This window comes from Paramicrobacterium fandaimingii (assembly GCF_011751745.2).
GTDB classification, from domain to species: Bacteria; Actinomycetota; Actinomycetes; order Actinomycetales; family Microbacteriaceae; genus Paramicrobacterium; species Paramicrobacterium fandaimingii.
On sequence record NZ_CP061170.1, the window covers coordinates 2,061,936 to 2,079,541 of the forward strand.

At 62.7% G+C, this 17,606-nt stretch carries 16 protein-coding genes; 5 read left to right on the forward strand and 11 right to left on the reverse strand.

Features of this window, described 5'->3' with window-relative positions; genetic code table 11:
• Positions 1-149 precede the first annotated feature (149 nt).
• The gene (locus HCR84_RS09990; protein ID WP_166981516.1) at positions 150-2,423 is read right to left on the reverse strand and encodes a polyribonucleotide nucleotidyltransferase; all 2,274 of its coding nucleotides are present in this window, start codon (positions 2,421-2,423) and stop codon (positions 150-152) included.
• Positions 2,424-2,739: 316 nt separating this feature from the next.
• Between HCR84_RS09990 and HCR84_RS09995 the strand changes: the two genes are divergently transcribed.
• Together HCR84_RS09995 and HCR84_RS10000 are read left to right on the forward strand one after the other, a co-directional pair.
• A complete protein-coding gene (locus HCR84_RS09995) occupies positions 2,740-6,207 on the forward strand; it encodes a DUF3376 domain-containing protein (RefSeq protein ID WP_166981513.1) in 3,468 nt (1,155 codons plus the stop codon).
• 15 nt (positions 6,208-6,222) lie between these two features.
• Positions 6,223-7,404: an acyltransferase family protein gene (locus HCR84_RS10000; protein WP_166981510.1), complete on the forward strand. Its 1,182-nt coding sequence runs from the start codon at positions 6,223-6,225 to the stop codon at positions 7,402-7,404.
• Here the strand turns inward: HCR84_RS10000 and HCR84_RS10005 are convergent.
• From HCR84_RS10005 to HCR84_RS10015, 3 genes are all read right to left on the reverse strand, one after another.
• The gene (locus HCR84_RS10005; RefSeq protein ID WP_166981507.1) at positions 7,401-7,583 is read right to left on the reverse strand and encodes a hypothetical protein; all 183 of its coding nucleotides are present in this window, start codon (positions 7,581-7,583) and stop codon (positions 7,401-7,403) included. The two genes, HCR84_RS10000 and HCR84_RS10005, sit on opposite strands and share 4 nt — an antisense overlap.
• Before the next feature lie 91 nt (positions 7,584-7,674).
• A complete protein-coding gene (rpsO, locus tag HCR84_RS10010; protein ID WP_166981503.1) occupies positions 7,675-7,944 on the reverse strand; it encodes a 30S ribosomal protein S15 in 270 nt (89 codons plus the stop codon).
• Positions 7,945-8,055: 111 nt separating this feature from the next.
• On the reverse strand, positions 8,056-8,511 hold the full coding sequence (locus tag HCR84_RS10015; RefSeq protein WP_166981500.1) for a VanZ family protein: 456 nt from the start codon (positions 8,509-8,511) through the stop codon (positions 8,056-8,058).
• A 123-nt stretch (positions 8,512-8,634) separates the two neighbouring features.
• On the opposite strand from HCR84_RS10015, the gene HCR84_RS10020 reads away from it, so the two are divergent.
• Complete coding sequence (locus tag HCR84_RS10020) at positions 8,635-8,829, forward strand: DUF5302 domain-containing protein (RefSeq protein ID WP_166981497.1); 195 nt, start codon at positions 8,635-8,637, stop codon at positions 8,827-8,829.
• A 73-nt stretch (positions 8,830-8,902) separates the two neighbouring features.
• Here HCR84_RS10020 and HCR84_RS10025 read toward each other — a convergent pair whose 3' ends face one another.
• Both HCR84_RS10025 and HCR84_RS10030 read right to left on the reverse strand, forming a co-directional pair.
• Positions 8,903-9,532 (reverse strand): FMN reductase, encoded by a 630-nt coding sequence (locus tag HCR84_RS10025; protein ID WP_166981494.1) that lies wholly within the window; start codon positions 9,530-9,532, stop codon positions 8,903-8,905.
• Positions 9,533-9,534: 2 nt separating this feature from the next.
• Positions 9,535-10,662, reverse strand: coding sequence for an LLM class flavin-dependent oxidoreductase (locus HCR84_RS10030; protein WP_166981491.1), 1,128 nt, complete (start codon positions 10,660-10,662; stop codon positions 9,535-9,537).
• A gap of 113 nt (positions 10,663-10,775) precedes the next feature.
• Here HCR84_RS10030 and HCR84_RS10035 point away from each other — a divergent pair, with 113 nt between their 5' ends.
• Positions 10,776-12,164 (forward strand): protealysin inhibitor emfourin, encoded by a 1,389-nt coding sequence (locus HCR84_RS10035; RefSeq protein ID WP_166981488.1) that lies wholly within the window; start codon positions 10,776-10,778, stop codon positions 12,162-12,164.
• A 4-nt stretch (positions 12,165-12,168) separates the two neighbouring features.
• On the opposite strand, the gene HCR84_RS10040 is transcribed toward HCR84_RS10035, so the two are convergent.
• Together HCR84_RS10040 and HCR84_RS10045 are read right to left on the reverse strand one after the other, a co-directional pair.
• Positions 12,169-13,212 (reverse strand): LLM class flavin-dependent oxidoreductase, encoded by a 1,044-nt coding sequence (locus HCR84_RS10040; protein WP_166981485.1) that lies wholly within the window; start codon positions 13,210-13,212, stop codon positions 12,169-12,171.
• 60 nt (positions 13,213-13,272) lie between these two features.
• Positions 13,273-13,749, reverse strand: coding sequence for an Lrp/AsnC family transcriptional regulator (locus HCR84_RS10045; protein ID WP_166981482.1), 477 nt, complete (start codon positions 13,747-13,749; stop codon positions 13,273-13,275).
• A 108-nt stretch (positions 13,750-13,857) separates the two neighbouring features.
• Between HCR84_RS10045 and HCR84_RS10050 the strand changes: the two genes are divergently transcribed.
• A complete protein-coding gene (locus tag HCR84_RS10050) occupies positions 13,858-15,036 on the forward strand; it encodes a trans-sulfuration enzyme family protein (protein ID WP_166981479.1) in 1,179 nt (392 codons plus the stop codon).
• Here HCR84_RS10050 and HCR84_RS10055 read toward each other — a convergent pair.
• The 3 genes from HCR84_RS10055 to HCR84_RS10065 all read right to left on the reverse strand — a co-directional run bounded on the left by HCR84_RS10055 (position 15,021) and on the right by HCR84_RS10065 (position 17,594).
• The gene (locus tag HCR84_RS10055) at positions 15,021-15,560 is read right to left on the reverse strand and encodes an adenine phosphoribosyltransferase (protein WP_166981476.1); all 540 of its coding nucleotides are present in this window, start codon (positions 15,558-15,560) and stop codon (positions 15,021-15,023) included. The genes HCR84_RS10050 and HCR84_RS10055 overlap by 16 nt on opposite strands.
• A gap of 5 nt (positions 15,561-15,565) precedes the next feature.
• Positions 15,566-15,940: an FKBP-type peptidyl-prolyl cis-trans isomerase gene (locus tag HCR84_RS10060; protein WP_166981473.1), complete on the reverse strand. Its 375-nt coding sequence runs from the start codon at positions 15,938-15,940 to the stop codon at positions 15,566-15,568.
• Between the two features lie 178 nt (positions 15,941-16,118).
• Positions 16,119-17,594, reverse strand: coding sequence for an aspartate ammonia-lyase (locus tag HCR84_RS10065; RefSeq protein WP_166981470.1), 1,476 nt, complete (start codon positions 17,592-17,594; stop codon positions 16,119-16,121).
• Positions 17,595-17,606 lie beyond the last annotated feature (12 nt).

Here is a 17,606-nt window from a genome sequence, read left to right on the forward strand (position 1 = left end):
CTTGTGGCTCGCCATACGGCCCCGGCCTCGTTGCCGGATTACTTCGAGACTACGTCACCTCGAGCGGGCTCTCAATGCGGCTCGCGCACAGCTTAACTACAACGATGGCCCGCCCCGCAACGCGGGACGGGCCATCTAAAGCGAAGAGCTTAGCTCTCCTCAGCCGGCGACTCGGCGCCGGAATCGGCATCCTCGTCGGCAACGACAGGCTGCAGCGACAGCTTGCCGCGGTCGTCAACCTTCGTGACCTCAACCAGAATCTTCTGGCCGACGCCGAGAACGTCCTCGACAGCTCCAACGCGCTTGCCACCGGCAAGCTTGCGGACCTCCGAGATGTGCAGCAGTCCGTCCTTGCCCGGAAGCAGCGAGATGAAGGCGCCGAACGCCGCGATCTTCACGACGGTTCCGAGGAACTGGTCGCCGACCTCAGGGTTCGTCGGGTTGGCGATCGCGTTTACCTGCGCGCGAGCAGCCTCAGCCGACGGTCCGTCAACGGCCCCAATAAACACGGTGCCGTTGTCTTCGATCGAGATGTCGGCTCCCGTCTCGTCCTGGATGCCGTTGATCGTCTTGCCCTTCGGGCCGATCAGCTCGCCGATCTTGTCAACGGGAATCTGCACGCTGATCACGCGCGGAGCCGTCGGGGCCATCTCGTCCGGAGCATCGATCGCGGCATTCAGCACCTGCAGAATCTGCGTGCGCGCGTCCTTCGCCTGCGTGAGGGCTGCGGCCAACACGGAGGCAGGGAGCCCAGAGAGCTTCGTGTCGAGCTGAATCGCCGTCACGTACTCGCTTGTTCCCGCAACCTTGAAGTCCATGTCGCCGAGTGCATCTTCGGCACCGAGAATGTCGGTGAGAGCTGCATAGCGGGTCTGGCCGTCCACCTCGTCTGTGACGAGCCCCATGGCGATTCCCGCGACGGGAGCCTTGAGCGGAACACCGGCGTTGAGAAGCGAGAGCGTCGATGCGCAGACGGAGCCCATCGACGTCGAGCCGTTCGAGCCAAGAGCCTCGGATACCTGACGGATCGCGTAGGGGAATTCGTCACGGCTCGGCAGAACAGGCGCAAGCGCACGCTCGGCGAGGAATCCGTGACCGATCTCACGACGCTTGGGCGAACCGACACGACCCGTCTCTCCCGTCGAATACGGCGGGAAGTTGTAGTGGTGCATGTAGCGCTTGCGCGTCTGCGGAGACAGCGAATCGATCTGCTGCTCCATCTTGAGCATGTTCAGCGTGGTGACGCCCATGATCTGGGTCTCTCCGCGCTGGAAAATCGCTGAACCGTGCACACGAGGAATCACCTGCACTTCGGCGTCGAGCGGGCGGATGTCCGCAAGTCCACGACCGTCCATGCGCACACCCTCGGCGAGGATGCGGCCGCGAACGATGTTCTTGGTCACCGACTTGTACGCGGCAGAGACCTGTCCCGTTGCCTCGGCGGGCAGCTCCCCTGCGTCGACCTGTGCAGCGATTGCCTCTTTGACACGATCCTTCAGTGCATCATCTGCATCCTGACGCTCGAGCTTGTCGGCGATCTGATAGATCTTCGAGAGCTCGTCTGAGGCCAGAGCCTCGACGGCGCCGAGCACCTCGTCTGTGTACGGAAGGAAGACCGGGTAGTCCTTGATCTCCTTTGCCGAGTGCGAGGCCATCTCTGACTGTGCGCGCACAAGCTCGGCGATGAAAGGCTTCGCTGCCTCGAGTCCGCCTGCGACGATCTCTTCATTCGGCTTGACGGCTCCGGCCTTGATCAGGTCGAAGCTGTGCTCGGTGGCCTCGGCCTCAACCATCATGATGGCGACGTCTTCTGTTCCGTCAGCGTTGGTGACAACGCGACCGGCGACCATGAGGTCGAAGACCGCCTGCTCAACCTGCTCAGCGTTCGGGAACGCGACCCACTGGTCTTCGCCCTGGCCGTTGCCGGGGATGAGCGCCAGGCGCACACCGGCAATCGGGCCGGAGAACGGCAGACCGGAGATCTGCGTCGAAGCCGAGGCCGCGTTGATTGCCAGCGCGTCATAGAACTCGCCCGGCGCGATCGACAGCACGGTGATCACGATCTGCACCTCGTTGCGAAGACCGTTGACGAACGACGGGCGCAAGGGCCGGTCGATCAGGCGGCAGACGAGAATGGCGTCTGTCGATGGGCGTCCTTCGCGGCGGAAGAACGATCCGGGGATCTTTCCGGCAGCATAGCTGCGCTCCTCGACATCAACGGTCAGAGGGAAGAAGTCGAAGTTGTCCTTCGGATGCTTTCCCGCCGACGTAGCCGAAAGAATCATTGTTTCGTCGTCGAGGTAGGCGGCGACGGCGCCTTGTGACTGCTGGGCGAGACGGCCCGTCTCGAACCGAACTGTGCGCTTGCCGAAGCGCCCGTTGTCGAGGACAGCCTCGGCAGCAGTGATTTCTGGACCTTCCAAGGTCACTCTCCTTTGTGTCCGCAGGCGCGCCAAAGCGCGCCCGACGTTCACGGAGCAGAACAGGCAGTACATACTCATGACCACAGTGAGGTCGTCATGGCTGATCTCCAGTAGAAAATTGCTCTCACTCCGCGAGAGAAATCCACCACCGAGGACCAGCTTCCTGCCGGCCTGCTCCGTTCTTGCATAATCGATCAGCTGATCGATCTCGCCCGATCCTACCAGAGCACACTGCTCATGCCTGAGTATTTGCGCGCCTGGCAGGTTGTCCCTCCTGAGCGCTACCGTTGACTCAGTGCGAACAGGGGGCGTGAGCATGGCACAAGCGTCAGGGCAGGTCGTCGCCCTCGGAGTCGGTTCCGAGTCGCGTCCGCATCTCGTCTCGGTCGGTGAGTTAGGCGACGGGCCACATCGCCATGTTCTGCGCGTGGCACTCGCCCTGCGGGGAGGAGTCAGCCTCGCAGTGTGGATCGGGGGCGCCGTTGCCGAGCTCGACGTCGCCCGGCGCGTGCGCATTCGGCAGACATCGGGCGGATGGGATGCCTTCTACACTCCCCCGAGTGGCAGCACGCCTCCTGCACTTGACACACCCGAGATCGAGCGCGCCCGAGAGTATGGTCGGCTCCTCGCCGCGGCAGCCTTCGATTCGATCGAGATCGACGTTATCGCCGGCGCGAGTGCCGGAGGACTCAACGCCGTGGTCTATGCGGTTGCCCAACGTGCAGGCGCGAGCGTGAATCCGCTGCTTGAAACGTGGCAAGACGCCGCCGACATTCGCCAGCTGCTTCAGCCGCCTGGGTTCTCTCGCGTTGACTCGCTGCTGCGCGGTGACTACTACTTCTGGCCCCGAGTCACCCGCGCGCTCCACGATCTCTACGACGACGATCTCATTCCGCACAACGACATCCATCGCTCGGGCAGTGTGAGCATTGACCTGGCCGCGACGATCATTGACAGCGCAGACCGGAGCGTTCCTGGTGCGCGAGACAGCCGAGGATATTTTCACTTCGTCGGTTCCGACAGCGCAGAAGGCGCCGATCGCGGCCGAGGCATTCCCTCTGACATCGGCGACGGAACCGATCTTGCTCGACTCGCGTATGCCGCACGCTCCACCTCATCATATCCGGGCGCTTTCGAGCCGGCGCTCATCTTCTCCTCGACGAAGAACCCGTCAGAGAAACCGGAGGGCGACGCAACCCACATCGACATGTCATATGCCTTCAGCGGGCACCGTCCGACGTGGAACCATCCGTTTCGTGTCATCGATGGAAGCATCCTCGACGAGGTTCCGATCGACCAGGCCTTCAGGGCCGCCCGCCGCTCGGCATCTGCGACGAGTTCCTCACGGCTCATGCTGTACCTCGACCCGAGCCCACCGGCCCCGTCACCTCGAACCATCAGACCGACGCGCTACGGGCCACCGGAACCGCCACACGGGCCACTCTCGGTGCTGCGCCGATTCGCCGACCGTCAGTCACGTATTCTCAATGTGCTGCGCTTCGGCGGCGGATCCGCCGATGATCGCGAACCGGGGGCAGAAGAGATCGCCCATATCGAACGCTTTCGGCTCGCTCTGCTGCGGGAGCAGGCACGAGGTGACGCCTATGCGGCCGCGCAGACAACAGCGCATTTCGACGGGGATGCCGCCAGACGAGCCTATGTGCGCTACAGGGCATCCGCCGACGTGCAATTTCTCAGTACCGTCACCGCCGACCCGTCCGCGTGGCAAAACTCGGCGAATATCGATTCGCGCTCCGTGTGGCGGACGTGGGATGGCGCACACCGCGAAGACCTGGAGCATGCCGCTCGTGAGCGCTATTCCCAGGCAACGGAACACGCAGGGCCCTCGACAGTCATCGACGCGATCACCTTCGGTCCGCAGGGAGTCCTGGACGCGGCTCTCTGCGGTTTGACCTGGGTGCGCGCGCTCGAACAGCTTCCGCCTGACACCCTCAATCGCGGAACGTCAATTGCAGAGATTCGCGTGAGCCTCTACCGCATACTCGGCTCGGCCACCGACGCCCGCGATGCCACGGTCGTCGATGTTCTCGACGCCGCACGCTCTGGATCTCACCCCGCGGCGCGGGCGATCGAAACCTGGATCACCGCCCAGGGAAGCACCAACCTCAGTGCACTCTGGAGCGAGCTCAATACGGTCGTCTGCCTTCTTCGAGAGATCTCACCGGGTGTCGACTCGGGTGAGGCCTGGGCGCACAGCCCATTCAGCGTCTTTCCCACGCGCAATGCGGGAGCGCACGACCTCGCGCCGTTCCTCGCTCCCCGCGGCATACCCGAGCCGATCAGCTCGCTCACGTTCGAACGACTCACAGCCGACGAGCCCCCGGCCCACGGCGAGCAGTTTCAGGTGCTTGTCCGCCGCCGCCAACGGCGTCGCGCACGCATCGCTCTCAGCCTCGACCCCGCCGATGTGACGGACGAGTCGCTTGCACGCCTCTTCACCGGGCCGACCTTGGGCGCCGAGGACAAGCTGTCGGGTTCGCTGCTGTTCAACTTCGGTGGATTTCTCAGCAGAACATGGCGGGCAAACGACTGGTGGTGGGGCCGTCTCGATTCCTCGGCGGCGATCGTGCGCATCCTCAACGAACGTTCCGTTTGCACGTCGGCGGCCGCGCAATCCCGAGATTCCGTCGACGCTGTGCAGAGCTCCCTCTTCGCGGAGCTCGCCTCCTCACCAGATGCACCCCTCTCGGGGCGAAAGGGCCCCCGCAGCGTTCCCGAGATCAGAAAGGAATTTGAGTTTGGGGCAGATACGCTCGACAACCTCACTCCCCACTATCGTCTCGCGATCGCCTCGCGCGCACTGCGCATCAGCTCGCGGGCACTGTCGAGTTCGATCGGCCCCGTCGGCCGCGTTCTCGTCGCTCTCGCACGCCCCATTGCTGTCGCTGCTCCTCTCGTGACAACTCCGCTTCGCGCCGCAGGTTTCGGAGCCATCATCGGTCTCGCCGTTGCCGTGATCATGGCGGTGAACGGCACCGCAGGCCCGACGCGTCTTGCTGCTACGTGGCCGGCTCACGTGATATCCGCCGTGATCATCTGCGCGTCGATCGCCGGATTCCTCAGCGCGTCGCGCCGATGGCGACACGTCATCCGCGGCCTTCATCACGTGGAACTCCCGTTGCCCAGCGACACGATTGCAGACATGGTCGCCCTGCGCTCTCGGGCACGCTCGCAGGGTGGTGCTCTGTGCGCCATGGCTGTTGCCACGACTTTTGCCGCATCGATCGTGGTGGTGCTGCGCGGTCTCGATTCGACATGGTGGATTCTCGTTGCCTCGGCGACAGCCATCGCAATCCACGGGCGTGTGCGTTCCCTCGATCCGTCGGCGACTCCCCGCCCCGCGGCTCTCTACGCCACGGGCTCGGCGCTGTTTGCCGTCTGGGCCGCAGTGATCATCTGCCTTCCCCTTGCTCTCGGTCCGCTCCAGCTCGACAATCGTTGGGTGACACCGCTCACGATTGGCACCGCGGGCGCACTCAGCTCGGCGCTGCTCACCGTCGGCTGGCTCAAGCCGGCGTGGTCGTTCCGAGGCATCCTCTCGAATCCCCTGTCAACGAGCGTCCTCTCGGCACTCGTTGGCGCCATCCCCGCGTGGATCGCCACCCGAATCGCTCAGACCCCATTCCCTGTTCTCACGACGATCTCAACGGTCATCCTCGCGATCGGATTGTGGGGCACAGCGCTATGGTGGCTACCCGAGGTGCCGCCCGGCCCGCACGACCGCCAGACCGAGAACGACGCGCGCCGGCCCGCCGCCGTCTGATCACAAAGGACAACTATGTCGAGTGCCCCGCACACAGGCTCCGTTCCCGCACGAAGCAAGCGCATCCCGCTGTGGGACAACGCCCGCTTCGCGTGCATCACCCTCGTTGTGATGGGCCATGGCATTCAGAGACTCGTTGGCGACTCGGATGCCGCTCTCACGGTCTATCTCGTGATCTACTCATTCCACATGCCGGCGTTCGCCTTCATCAGCGGGTACTTCTCGAAGTCTGGCGCACCATCGATCAGGCAGATGCAGCGCGTCATCACCGATATTGTGCTTCCCTACGTCTTCATGGAGTCGATCTGGACTGCCGTCAAGTTTTTCGCCGAAGGCGACGAAACCCTCAATCCCACAAAGCCGTCATGGACACTCTGGTTTCTGCTCGCCCTCGCGATCTTCCGACTCGTGCTTCCCTATCTTGCGCTCATGCGCTGGCCGCTTTTCTGGGCCGTCGTGTTCTCCATCGGTGTCGGCTATCTCGACAACGTCGACAGCACGTTCTCGCTTGCACGACTTTTCGGCATTCTGCCTTTCTTCGTTCTGGGCTGGCGCGTGAAGAAATGGGATCTCTTCGATCGCCTGAGACTCGACGAGCACATTCCGTGGTGGCTGCGCATGGCGGCTCTCGCGGCCTTCGCCATCTGGGCTGCCTTTGTGTGGGCGTTCATCGACGTCTGGCGCACTATCGGGCTGCGCCACTGGTTCTTCTACGACCAGTCATATGACGGGCTTGGGCAAGACGCGTGGTGGGCGGGGGCCGTCCGCCTTGCCGTCATTCTGCTCAACACGGTGCTGATCGCTGCGTTCATCATTCTCATACCACGGCGCCGCACAGCGTTCTCGGGTTTTGGGCAGGCGACCATGTACGTCTATCTGCTGCACAGTTTCGTGCTCTACCCGCTTCGTGAGTCAGGTCTTCTCAAGCATGAGGCGCTTGCTGACTACCTGCTTCCGGTGATGCTCGTCGTCAGCTTTCTGCTGGCCGTTGCCTTGTCGACGTGGCCGGTGCGACGATTCTTCCGCCCACTCATCGAGCCGAAACCGCACTGGATCTTCATACGCGATGATCGACTTCCAGCTGGGCCGAGCCGTACCGATCCAACGGGGTCCCGGCGCCCGAAAACCGAGAGCGTTCCGACGGTCGCGCCACGCGCTGGCGACGAGGATGCCGGAGCGCCCAAGCGCTCGAGTTAGGAACGCCGTCGGATCGCGACGAGAACCACGCCAACGAGAACGAGCGCGATGATCACGGCGAGAAACGCCTTGACGACAAACCAGAGCAGGTGAAAGACCGCCCCGATGAGCCACCATGCAACGATGATCGCCACGATGAATACGACAGCGGCCAGAATTCTGCGACCTGTCTTTCCCATCTGATCCTCTCTGAGGCTGAGCCCTCACACGATGGCAAACCGGCCGTCACCAAGGGTGACGGCCGGTTGCATGAAGAAGTGCGATATACGCTTAGCGGCGCAGTCCGAGGCGCTCGATGAGCGCGCGGTAGCGGTTGATGTCAACGTTGGACAGGTAGCCCAGCATGCGACGGCGCTGACCGACGAGAAGGAGCAGCCCACGACGCGAGTGGTGGTCGTGCTTGTGATCCTTCAGGTGCTCGGTGAGCCCCTTGATGCGCTCCGTCATCACGGCGATCTGGACCTCTGGGGATCCGGTGTCACCGGGGTGGGTAGCGTACTCTTCGATGATCGCCTTCTTGGTCTCTGCATCAAGTGCCATAGAATCGATCCCCTTCCTGTCGTTGCGCGGTGCCCGTCACACGACGTGCGAGCTCTCTTTATCCGCGGCCGATAGACGGCAACTGAACAATGTTAGCAGACCTGTACACCCTCACCTGACGCTGCCTGCCTCTGATGATCGCGCGGCTCGCGCGACGACGAACGCGTGGATGAGTCGCGCGAGCACGGCACCGATAATCGCGCCGAGAGTATTGGCGATCACGTCGCTGAGCGTCGCGTAGCGCGTCGCCGCGAGGAGGATCCCCTGAAAGGACTCAATCACGATGGTGTATGCCGCTCCGACGACGATTCCCACCCACCACCGCCGCGGCCCCGCCCACACGGCGACGAACAGTCCAAGTGGCACAAACATGCCGATGTTCGCGGTGAACTCGACGACATCGTATGTCATCCAGGCGGTCAGCGGATGCTGGGAGAACGCATCGATCACCCGATCGATCGTTCCCTCGACGCCGGTGCCGAACGGATCGGGGGTCAACGTAACGGCGCCGATGAACACGGCATACAGCGCGCTCACGGCGCCGAAGATCGCACGTCGATGCAGCATCCCCCCATTGTGTCGCACCGGCGCCCTGCGCGCCGCCCTGGTCTTCGCTTCCCCGGTCGCATAGTCTGAGTCGTACCGGAAGAACAGCGGCGTTTCTCTCGCCGTTGCGTTGCAAGGAGGACAATGAGCTCCGATAATTCAGCTCCAGACGGCCCACCAGAAGACGTCAAGCGCAAGTTCCGTGAAGCGCTCGACCGCAAGAACAAGCAGCAGCAGAATTCGGTCGATGGTGAAGACCATCTTCGGGAGAATTCGCCCGTCGACCACGCACAGAACCGCCCCGACCAGAAGAGAGAATTCCGTCGCAAGACAGGATGATCAACTGTTGATGCGGAAAAGGGCGGGTGAGCCGGTATCGGTTCACCCGCCCTTTTTGCCTGCGTGCAGACCGTCAGTTGCCCTGGAAGCCCCCGAGCAGCTGATCGAAGTTCTCATCGAGCGCAAAAGGGTCGATGACGGTTGCAGAGCGGGTGGAGTGCTGCATGAGCCCCGCCAACTCACGCGCAGCACGGTCGATTCTCTCGGGGAGCGACTTCACCGTGTCTTCTCCAGCGCCCCAGTCGTCGCTCGCCGCATAGACGGAGGTGGGAACGACGACGGAATGCATGTAGTTGAAAAGCGGGCGCATCGCGTAGTCGAGAGCGAGAGAGTGTCGCGGCGTTCCGCCCGTTGCGCCGATCACCACGGGAAGATCTGTGAGCCCCGTGTTGTCGATGATGTCGATGAACGATTTGAAGAGCCCTGCATAGCTTGTCTTGAAAACAGGCGACACAGCGACGAGGCCGTCGGCACCCGTCACTGCGTCGATCGCGCGCTGCAGCTCATCGTCGGCGAAGCCGGTGAGCATGTTGTTTGTGATCGAGTGCGCGAGATCGCGCAGTTCGAACGTGGCGACGTCGACCTCGACGCCGGCGCCGACAAGTTTCGTCCGCGTCTCTTCAGCAAGCCTGTCTGCCAGCATCCGTGTCGACGACGGGTTGCTGAGCCCTGACGCCACAACCGCAAGTTTGCGAGCTGCCATATCTACTTCTCCGATTCTGCTGGTGACGCGCTCAGTGTAACCGGTTCCGGCTGCCGAGCATTCCCCGCCGAGACGCGCGCCGCGTGCGTCGGAGCATCCGGTACGTGAGAGGGACGCACGCTCTCGAACTCACGTCGCAGAACGGGAACGACTTCTCCGCCGAGCAGATCGAGCTGTTCGAGAACTGTCTTGAGCGGCAGCCCCGCGTGATCCATGAGGAAAAGCTGCCTCTGGTAGTCGCCGACGTAGTCGCGGAAGCCGAGCGTTCGGTCGATGACCTGCTGGGGGCTTCCGACCGTGAGAGGGGTCTGCGCTGTGAACTCTTCGAGGCTCGGGCCGTGTCCGTAGACTGGCGCGTTGTCGAAGTACGGGCGAAATTCGTTGACCGCATCCTGGGAATTCTTGCGTATGAAGGCTTGCCCTCCGAGCCCGACGATCGCCTGGTCCGCCGTGCCGTGCCCATAGTGCTCGAAACGCTGACGGTACAGGCCAACCATGCGCTGGGTGTGCGAGCCTGGCCAGAAAATGTGATTCGCGAAGAACCCATCGCCGTAATAGGCGGCCTGCTCGGCAATCTGCGGAGAGCGGATGCTGCCGTGCCAGACGAACGGCGGGGTGCCGTCGAGCGGTCTCGGCGTCGACTGGAACCCTTGCAGCGGAGTGCGGAACTGCCCCTCCCAGTCGACGAACTCCTCGCGCCAGAGCTTGTGGAGCAACCCGTACTTCTCGATGGCGAGCGGAATTCCCTGCCGAATGTCTTCGCCGAACCACGGATAGACGGGGCCGGTGTTTCCTCGGCCGAGCACGACGTCCATCCGACCGTCGGACAGATGCTGAAGCATCGCGTAGTCCTCGGCCAGCCGCACGGGATCGTTCGTCGTGATCAGCGTCGTTGCTGTCGAGAGAATGATGCGCGATGTCTTCGCCGCGAGGTAGCTGTTGATAGCGACCGGGCTGGACGGAAAGAACGGCGGATTGTGGTGCTCCCCCATCGCGAAGACATCGAGGCCGACCTCTTCAGCATGCTGCGCGATGGTCAGTACGTCCTGCAACCGCGACGCATCGGTCGGCGTCTGACCGGTTGTGGGGTCGGGCGTGATGTCTCCGACGCTGAAGATTCCGAACTGCATTCTCGGCACTCCTGAAATTTAGATGCAATTGAATAGATATTACCGACAACTCGCATTGCCGCCATCGTATTCCCGACCTGTTGCTTGACGTGCTCTGGTGCAACGATGGGGAGATGGATCAGTTCGAGCGGCCAACGGTTATTCCGCCATACCTGCTGGAACGCATCGCGTCGGCAACACGCCTGCGACGGGCACCGAGAGCGGCACAGAACACACTCGTTCGCCAGGAGGCGCAACGCCTGGCTGCCATCAAGCGATCCGGAAAGGTTGCGGGCGAGCCGCCGTCGGAACGCGCGGAGCAGGCTCTCACTCGGGAAATCTCCGATGCCGAGGGAACAGAGATTCTGCCCGGCTCGCCCGTGCGAATCGAAGGTGAGCCCGAGAGCGATGATCCGACGGTGAACGAGGCGTACGACGGCCTCGGTCACACGTACGCGCTCTTTGGCGACGTGTTCGATCGATCATCGATCGATGGTCGCGGTATGCCCCTTCGGGCAACCATTCACTACGGGCAGGATTACGACAACGCGTTCTGGAACAGCACGCGCATGGTGTTCGGCGACGGGGACGGCGAGGTATTCAATCGCTTCACCATCTCGCTGTCGATCATCGGTCACGAGCTCACGCACGGAGTAACCGAGCACACGGCCGCACTTCGCTACGCGGGGCAGTCGGGGGCTCTGAACGAATCGATCTCCGACGTCTTCGGCAGTCTGGTTGAGCAGTATGCGCGTTCCCAGACGGTGGGCGAAGCGAGCTGGCTCATCGGGGAGGGCCTCTTCACCGATGCCGTACAGGGCCAGGCATTGCGCTCGCTCAAAGCACCGGGAACGGCGTATGACGACGATGTTCTCGGAATCGACCCCCAGCCGTCGACGATGTCCGGCTACGTCGAGACGCAGGAGGACAATGGCGGAGTCCACATCAACTCCGGCATCCCGAACCATGCCTTCTACCTTCTCGCAACGTCGCTTGGCGGCCACGCGTGGGAGAAAGCGGGAGCAATCTGGTACCGGGCGCTCACGGCAGGCGGGCTCACAGCCGACGCGTCGTTCGCCGAGTTTGCCGACGCGACGGTGACGGCTGCGGGCTCCCTCTTCAATGAGTCCGTCGTTGCCGCTGTGCAGCGCGCGTGGCAGGCCGTTGAGGTCAGCGTCGGGGCGCCCGACAGCCCGCTCTCCTCTGGGAGCACGGTGCCTGCGCCGCGCACATCGCAGCTCATCGTCGAGCGCTCCGGAGGTGTCGCGGGCATCAGCCGCACATGGCACATGTCCATCGACACGCTCCCCGACGCTGACGACGTGCGCAGGATGCTTCGCGACGTTGCCTCGGAGCCGGCTCGACAACTCAGCACCCGCGCGCCAGACCAATTTCAGTACCGAATTCACTGCACGTCTCTCGACGGCGAGTCCGACGACCTCGAGACTACTCTCGCAGAGTCAGAGCTCACGGCTTCGTGGCGAGAGATCATCGAGCGGGTGCGCAGCGCAGATCACGAGTGACACCTCAATCGGTATCGAGAAGCTCCTCTGCAAGCAGTTCGAGCGTGCGTTCGCGAGCCGGCACCGCGTCAAGCGGCTCTGAATCGTGGGCGCCGGCGACGGGAGAGATCATCAACTCGTCGACGCCGTATTGCGCCGCGAGATCACGCGCCTTCGTCGCTGCCGTCGCCTGATCGCCGATGATGTACCCCGAAAGCGCCTGCTGCATGAATTCCTCAGTAAGCGCATCCGTCTCTGCAGCTTCGGCCTCTTCGATCGTCGAGACCGCGGCCATCGGCTTGTTCGTGCGCAGGCGTGCCATCTGCTGCAGGTTTGGAAGAGCCTGAGCATACGCTTCGTCTGCCGTGGCAGCGACGACCGCGTTTGCCGTCATGAACGTCGTCGGCTTCTCCGCGTAGGCAGACGGCTTGAACTCTCTGCGATAGAGATCGAGTGCGCGCTCTGCGCCAGTTCCAGCAAAGTGGTTGGCGAACACGTATGGCAGCCCCAAGGACGCGGCGAGGGTTGCCGAGTAGTCGCTGGAACCGAGCAGCCACACGGTCGGAGCGCTTTCGGCCGACGGCGTCGAACGCAGGCCGTACTCCGACCCGCTCGTCAGCTCTACGCTCGCACCGTCGCTGCCCAGCAGTGCGATGATGTCACTCACGTGAGAAGGAAATCGGTTCACGTCGCTCGTCGCCCCCGCTTGCGACAGAACCGCCGTCACGACCGGATCGCTTCCCGGCGCACGGCCGATGCCGAGGTCGATGCGCCCCGGTGCGGCCGCCTCAAGCAGAGCGAACTGCTCGGCGACAATGAGCGGCGCATGGTTTGGGAGCATGACGCCGCCCGACCCCACCCGAATCCTCTCGGTTCGAGACGCCAGTAGCGCGATCAGCACCGCCGGATTCGTCGATGCCACCGCCTTCATATTGTGATGCTCAGCCACCCAGTAGCGCGTGTAACCCAGGGCATCCGCCTTCTGGGCAAGCGTTGTCGACGCCTGAAGCGCCTGAGATGTGGTCTGCCGCGAACGGACGGGAATGAGATCGAGCACCGAGAGTTTCATCACACAGTTCAACACACGCTCCCCGTCGATTCATTCCCGACGACCGGCGAAGCTGCCACCTCAGTCGAGAAGGTCTTGCCAGCCGGTTCCCTTGACATGCTCGAAGACGATGTTCGTCTCCGAGTGCGCGACGACAGCATGCCCCGTGACGTACTTCACAACGAAGTCTCTGAGCTCCGTCGTGCTGCGAGCGGCGACGTGCAGCAGATAGTCGTCTCGGCCACCGAGGTGAAAGAGGGAGAGCACGCCGGGCCACGTCGTCACCTCGCGACGAAACGCCTCGATATCTGAGCGATCGTGCTGAGTGAGCTGAATCGCGATGACCGCCTGGATAGGTGCTCCGAGCACCGCGAGGTCGATGTCGGCGTAGTAGCCCGTAATATCATTGGATCGCTGCAGTCGCTTGAGTCGAAGCGAAACTGTCGATTCGGCGATACCCAGTTCAGCGGCAAGCTGCGAGCCCGATGCACGCGCATTCACGGAGAGCGCCTTGAGAAGGGCGCGGTCGGTCGAGTCGAGTTGGGCCTTTTGCGTCATTGTCCTACCTCTCGAGGAAATTTTGAAGTTTCTTTGTCTTGGGGGCCTTGTTTCAATGAAACTTCAACATCCCTTGAAGATTGCCACAGATTCTGTCTTAATCACAGCATGGACAGTGACGTTCGCTTCGACACACGGGCCGTGCACGGCGGGATGGAATCGATTCGAGAGGCAGGAGGGCACGTCCCTTCCATCGACCTCTCGACGACGAACACCCTCGCCGATGTTGCGGCGGGAGGAGACTCTTATGAGAATCTGGCCTCCGGCGGGGCGCTCGGCGCTCATGACTCCCCCGTGTATCAGCGCCTCTGGAATACCGGTGTTGCCCGATTCGAGCGCTCGCTTGCGGGCCTCGAGGGTGCTGAGTCCGCGGTCGCTTTCGGCACGGGCATGGCTGCCCTCACCGCAATTCTGACCGCCGTCGTCTCGGAAGGACGCTCCCACGTCGTAGCGCTCAGGCCGCTCTACGGCGGAACGGACCATGTTCTGGACAGCGGGCTGCTCGGCACGCACGTCAGCTGGGCGACACCCGACACGATTGCTGAGCATGTCACCTCCGAAACCGCGCTCATTGTCTGCGAGACGCCAGCAAACCCGACTCTCGATATCGTCGATATCGCTGAGGTTGCACACCGAGCAGGGAACGTTCCTGTGCTCGTTGACAACACATTTGCCACGCCGGTGCTCCAGCGCCCGCTCAGCCTCGGAGCAACACTCGTGCTGCACAGCGCAACAAAGTTCCTCGGAGGCCATGGCGACGTCATGGGCGGCATCGTCGCTGGCCCCGAAGAATGGATGCGTCGGCTCAGACATGTGCGTGCGCTCACGGGGGCGCTGCTGCATCCGTCTGCCGCTTATCTGCTGCACAGGGGCATGCGCACCCTTCCTGTTCGCGTGCGCGCGCAGCAGGAAACGACGCGCGCGCTCACCGAGAGGCTTCGCGCTCACCCGGCCATTTCGTCGATTCGCTACCCCGGTCTGGCCACGGGCGCGGCTGCCGAGACGGTCTCGCGTCAGATGTCTGGCCCGGGGTCGCTTTTCGCCCTCGAACTCACGGGCGGCTACGCCGCGGCATCACGCTTCGTCGACGCCGTTCGCCTTGCGTGCCATGCCGTATCGCTTGGGGGAATCGATACCCTTGTGCAGCATCCTGCTTCTCTGACTCATCGGCCGGTCGCTGCGGGCGCGAAGCCGGGCGAGGGAATCGTTCGCGTCTCTGTGGGTCTTGAAGACGCCCTCGACCTCGAGAAAGACCTTCTGCAGGCCCTCGATCAAACCGCGGGCTGAACGCGCTCCGTCAGCAAGACGCTCAGGTCGTAGTCTTTCAGCGCATCGGCACCGCCCAGGCCGTCGAGCGCCAGCACAACGCCGATTCCGGCGACGATCGACCCCGAGCGTTCGACGAGCCGCGCCGCCGCTCGGCAGCTGCCGCCCGTCGCGAGAACATCGTCAACGACGAGAACTCGCGACCCCTGAGGAAGGATAGACGGCTTGATCTCGAGAGATGCTGTGCCGTATTCGAGAGCGTAGTCTTCGCTCAAAACGTCACCGGGGAGCTTGCCCTGCTTGCGAATCGGAAGCAGCCGAGCCTGCGTCGCGTAGGCAATGGCCGACGCGAGGAGAAACCCCCGCGCTTCGATGCCAGCGACAACGTCGAACCCTCCTCTGACATCTGCGCTCAGCGCGTCAACGATGGCGCGCAAGGTTTCCGGATCGGCGAACGCCGGTGTCAGGTCGCGAAAGACGATCCCGGGCTTCGGGAAGTCCGGGATCGTCTCGCTGAGTTCGAGAACTCGGGTGGCAATGTTCACCGACGCTACCTCACCCCGAGGAGATCGATGATGAAAATCAGAGTTTGACCGGAGAGCGGATGCCCCCCACCTGCTGAGCCGTATGCAAGGTTCGGTGGAACGGTGAGTTGACGACGACCGCCGACGCGCATGCCGGGGATTCCTTCCTGCCACCCCGCAATCAGATTTCGCAACGGAAAGTTGATGCTCTGGCCTCGGCTCCACGACGAGTCGAACTCTTCGCCGCTGTCGTACGAGACCCCAAGATAGTGCACGTCAACAGTCGATGATGCCTGTGCTTCGTCACCATCGCCCACGTCGATGTCGACGATCTGCAGTGTTTCCGGGGCGGGGCCGACGGGGGCGTCGACCTCTGGCTTTGTCTTGTTCGATTCGGTCATAGCTCCATCAAAGCCGACCAGCGGGGCCGCAGCAACCTGAGAGTCCAGGATGATGCTTGATTTCTGCGAGGGTCAGAGGCATTCTTAACTGACAAAACTCATCGCCCGGTCCGATTCGCAGGTAAAGCCGCGAACACCGGGCGATGAGGACGTTAAGCCCCGTCCTGAGCCAGCGCAGTCAGGAGTCAGTTACCTCGCTGCCCACTGCGGCAGACGCCGTCTCATTGTCGATGATCGGTATTGCCGTCGTGATGGCTTCAAGCCCTGAGAGACGGGCAGGAGAGAGCTGCTTCGTCACTTCTTCGCGCGACATCAAATCCGCCTCGACGACAAGATCGGCGATGTTGCGGTTGGTCAGCAGAGCGGTCTTCGCCAGTGCCGCGGCCGCGGTATAGCCGATGAACGGCGTGAGCGCTGTGACAACGCCGACAGAGGTTCCCACCATTGTCTCGAGGCGATCTTCGTTCGCCGTGATTCCATCGATCGCGTTGACGCGCAGCGTCTCGCAGCCGCGCGCCATCCAGAGAATGCTCTGCAAGAGCGAGTGGGCAATGACCGGCTCGAAGGCGTTGAGCTGGAGTTGCCCGCCCTCCGCAGCCATCGTCACCGTCGTGTCGGCTCCGACAACAGAGAACGCGATCTGGTTCATCACCTCGGGAATCACAGGATTTACCTTGCCCGGCATGATCGACGAGCCCGCTTGTTTCGCGGGAAGGTTGATTTCGCCGAATCCGGCCTGAGGGCCGCTCGAGAGAAGTCGAAGGTCGTTGCAGATTTTCGAGAGCTTGATTGCCGAGCGCTTGAGTGCGCTGCTGAATGACATGAAGGCACCGGCGTCGCTCGTCGACTCGACAAGATCAGGAGCGGTCTCGAGCTTCAGGCCGGTGATGCCGTTGAGGTGGCGCACCACAACCGAGGCGTACCGAGGGTCAGCGGTGATTCCGGTTCCGATCGCTGTCGCACCGAGGTTGATCTCGGCGAGCAGCCAGATCGTCTCGGCGAGACGCTTGTGGTCTTCACCGAGCGTCGTCGCGAAACCGTGGAACTCCTGGCCGAGCGTCATGGGGACAGCATCCTGAAGCTGAGTGCGGCCCACCTTGAGCACGTGCCGGAACTCTTGTCCCTTTACCGCGAATGACTGCCGAAGCAGCTCAAGTTCGTCGAGAAGGTCTGTCAGCGACCGCGCGAGCGCAATCTTGATTGCCGTCGGGTACACGTCATTTGTCGATTGGCTGCGATTCGTGTGGTCGTACGGCGAGATGAAGGCGTAGTCGCCCTTCTGGTGACCGGCCATCTCGAGCGCAATATTGGTGATCACCTCGTTCGCGTTCATGTTCGTCGACGTGCCAGCACCACCCTGAATGACGCCGACGCAGAACTCCTCGTGAAACTCACCGTCGATGACACGCTGGCACGCGCGGTCGATCAGATCGGCCTTCTCGGCGTTCAGCGCGCCGAGCTCGGCGTTCGCGCGTGCGGCAGCCTGTTTGACTGAGGCGAGTGCGACGATCAGGTGTGGGTACACCGAGATCGGTCGTTTGGAAATGTCAAAGTTCTCGAAAGCTCTCGCGGTATGGATGCCCCAGTATGCGTAGCTGGGGATCTCCATCGATCCGAGAGAGTCGGTTTCCGTTCGTGTCGGCCGTTCGCTCATGACTGCGACTCT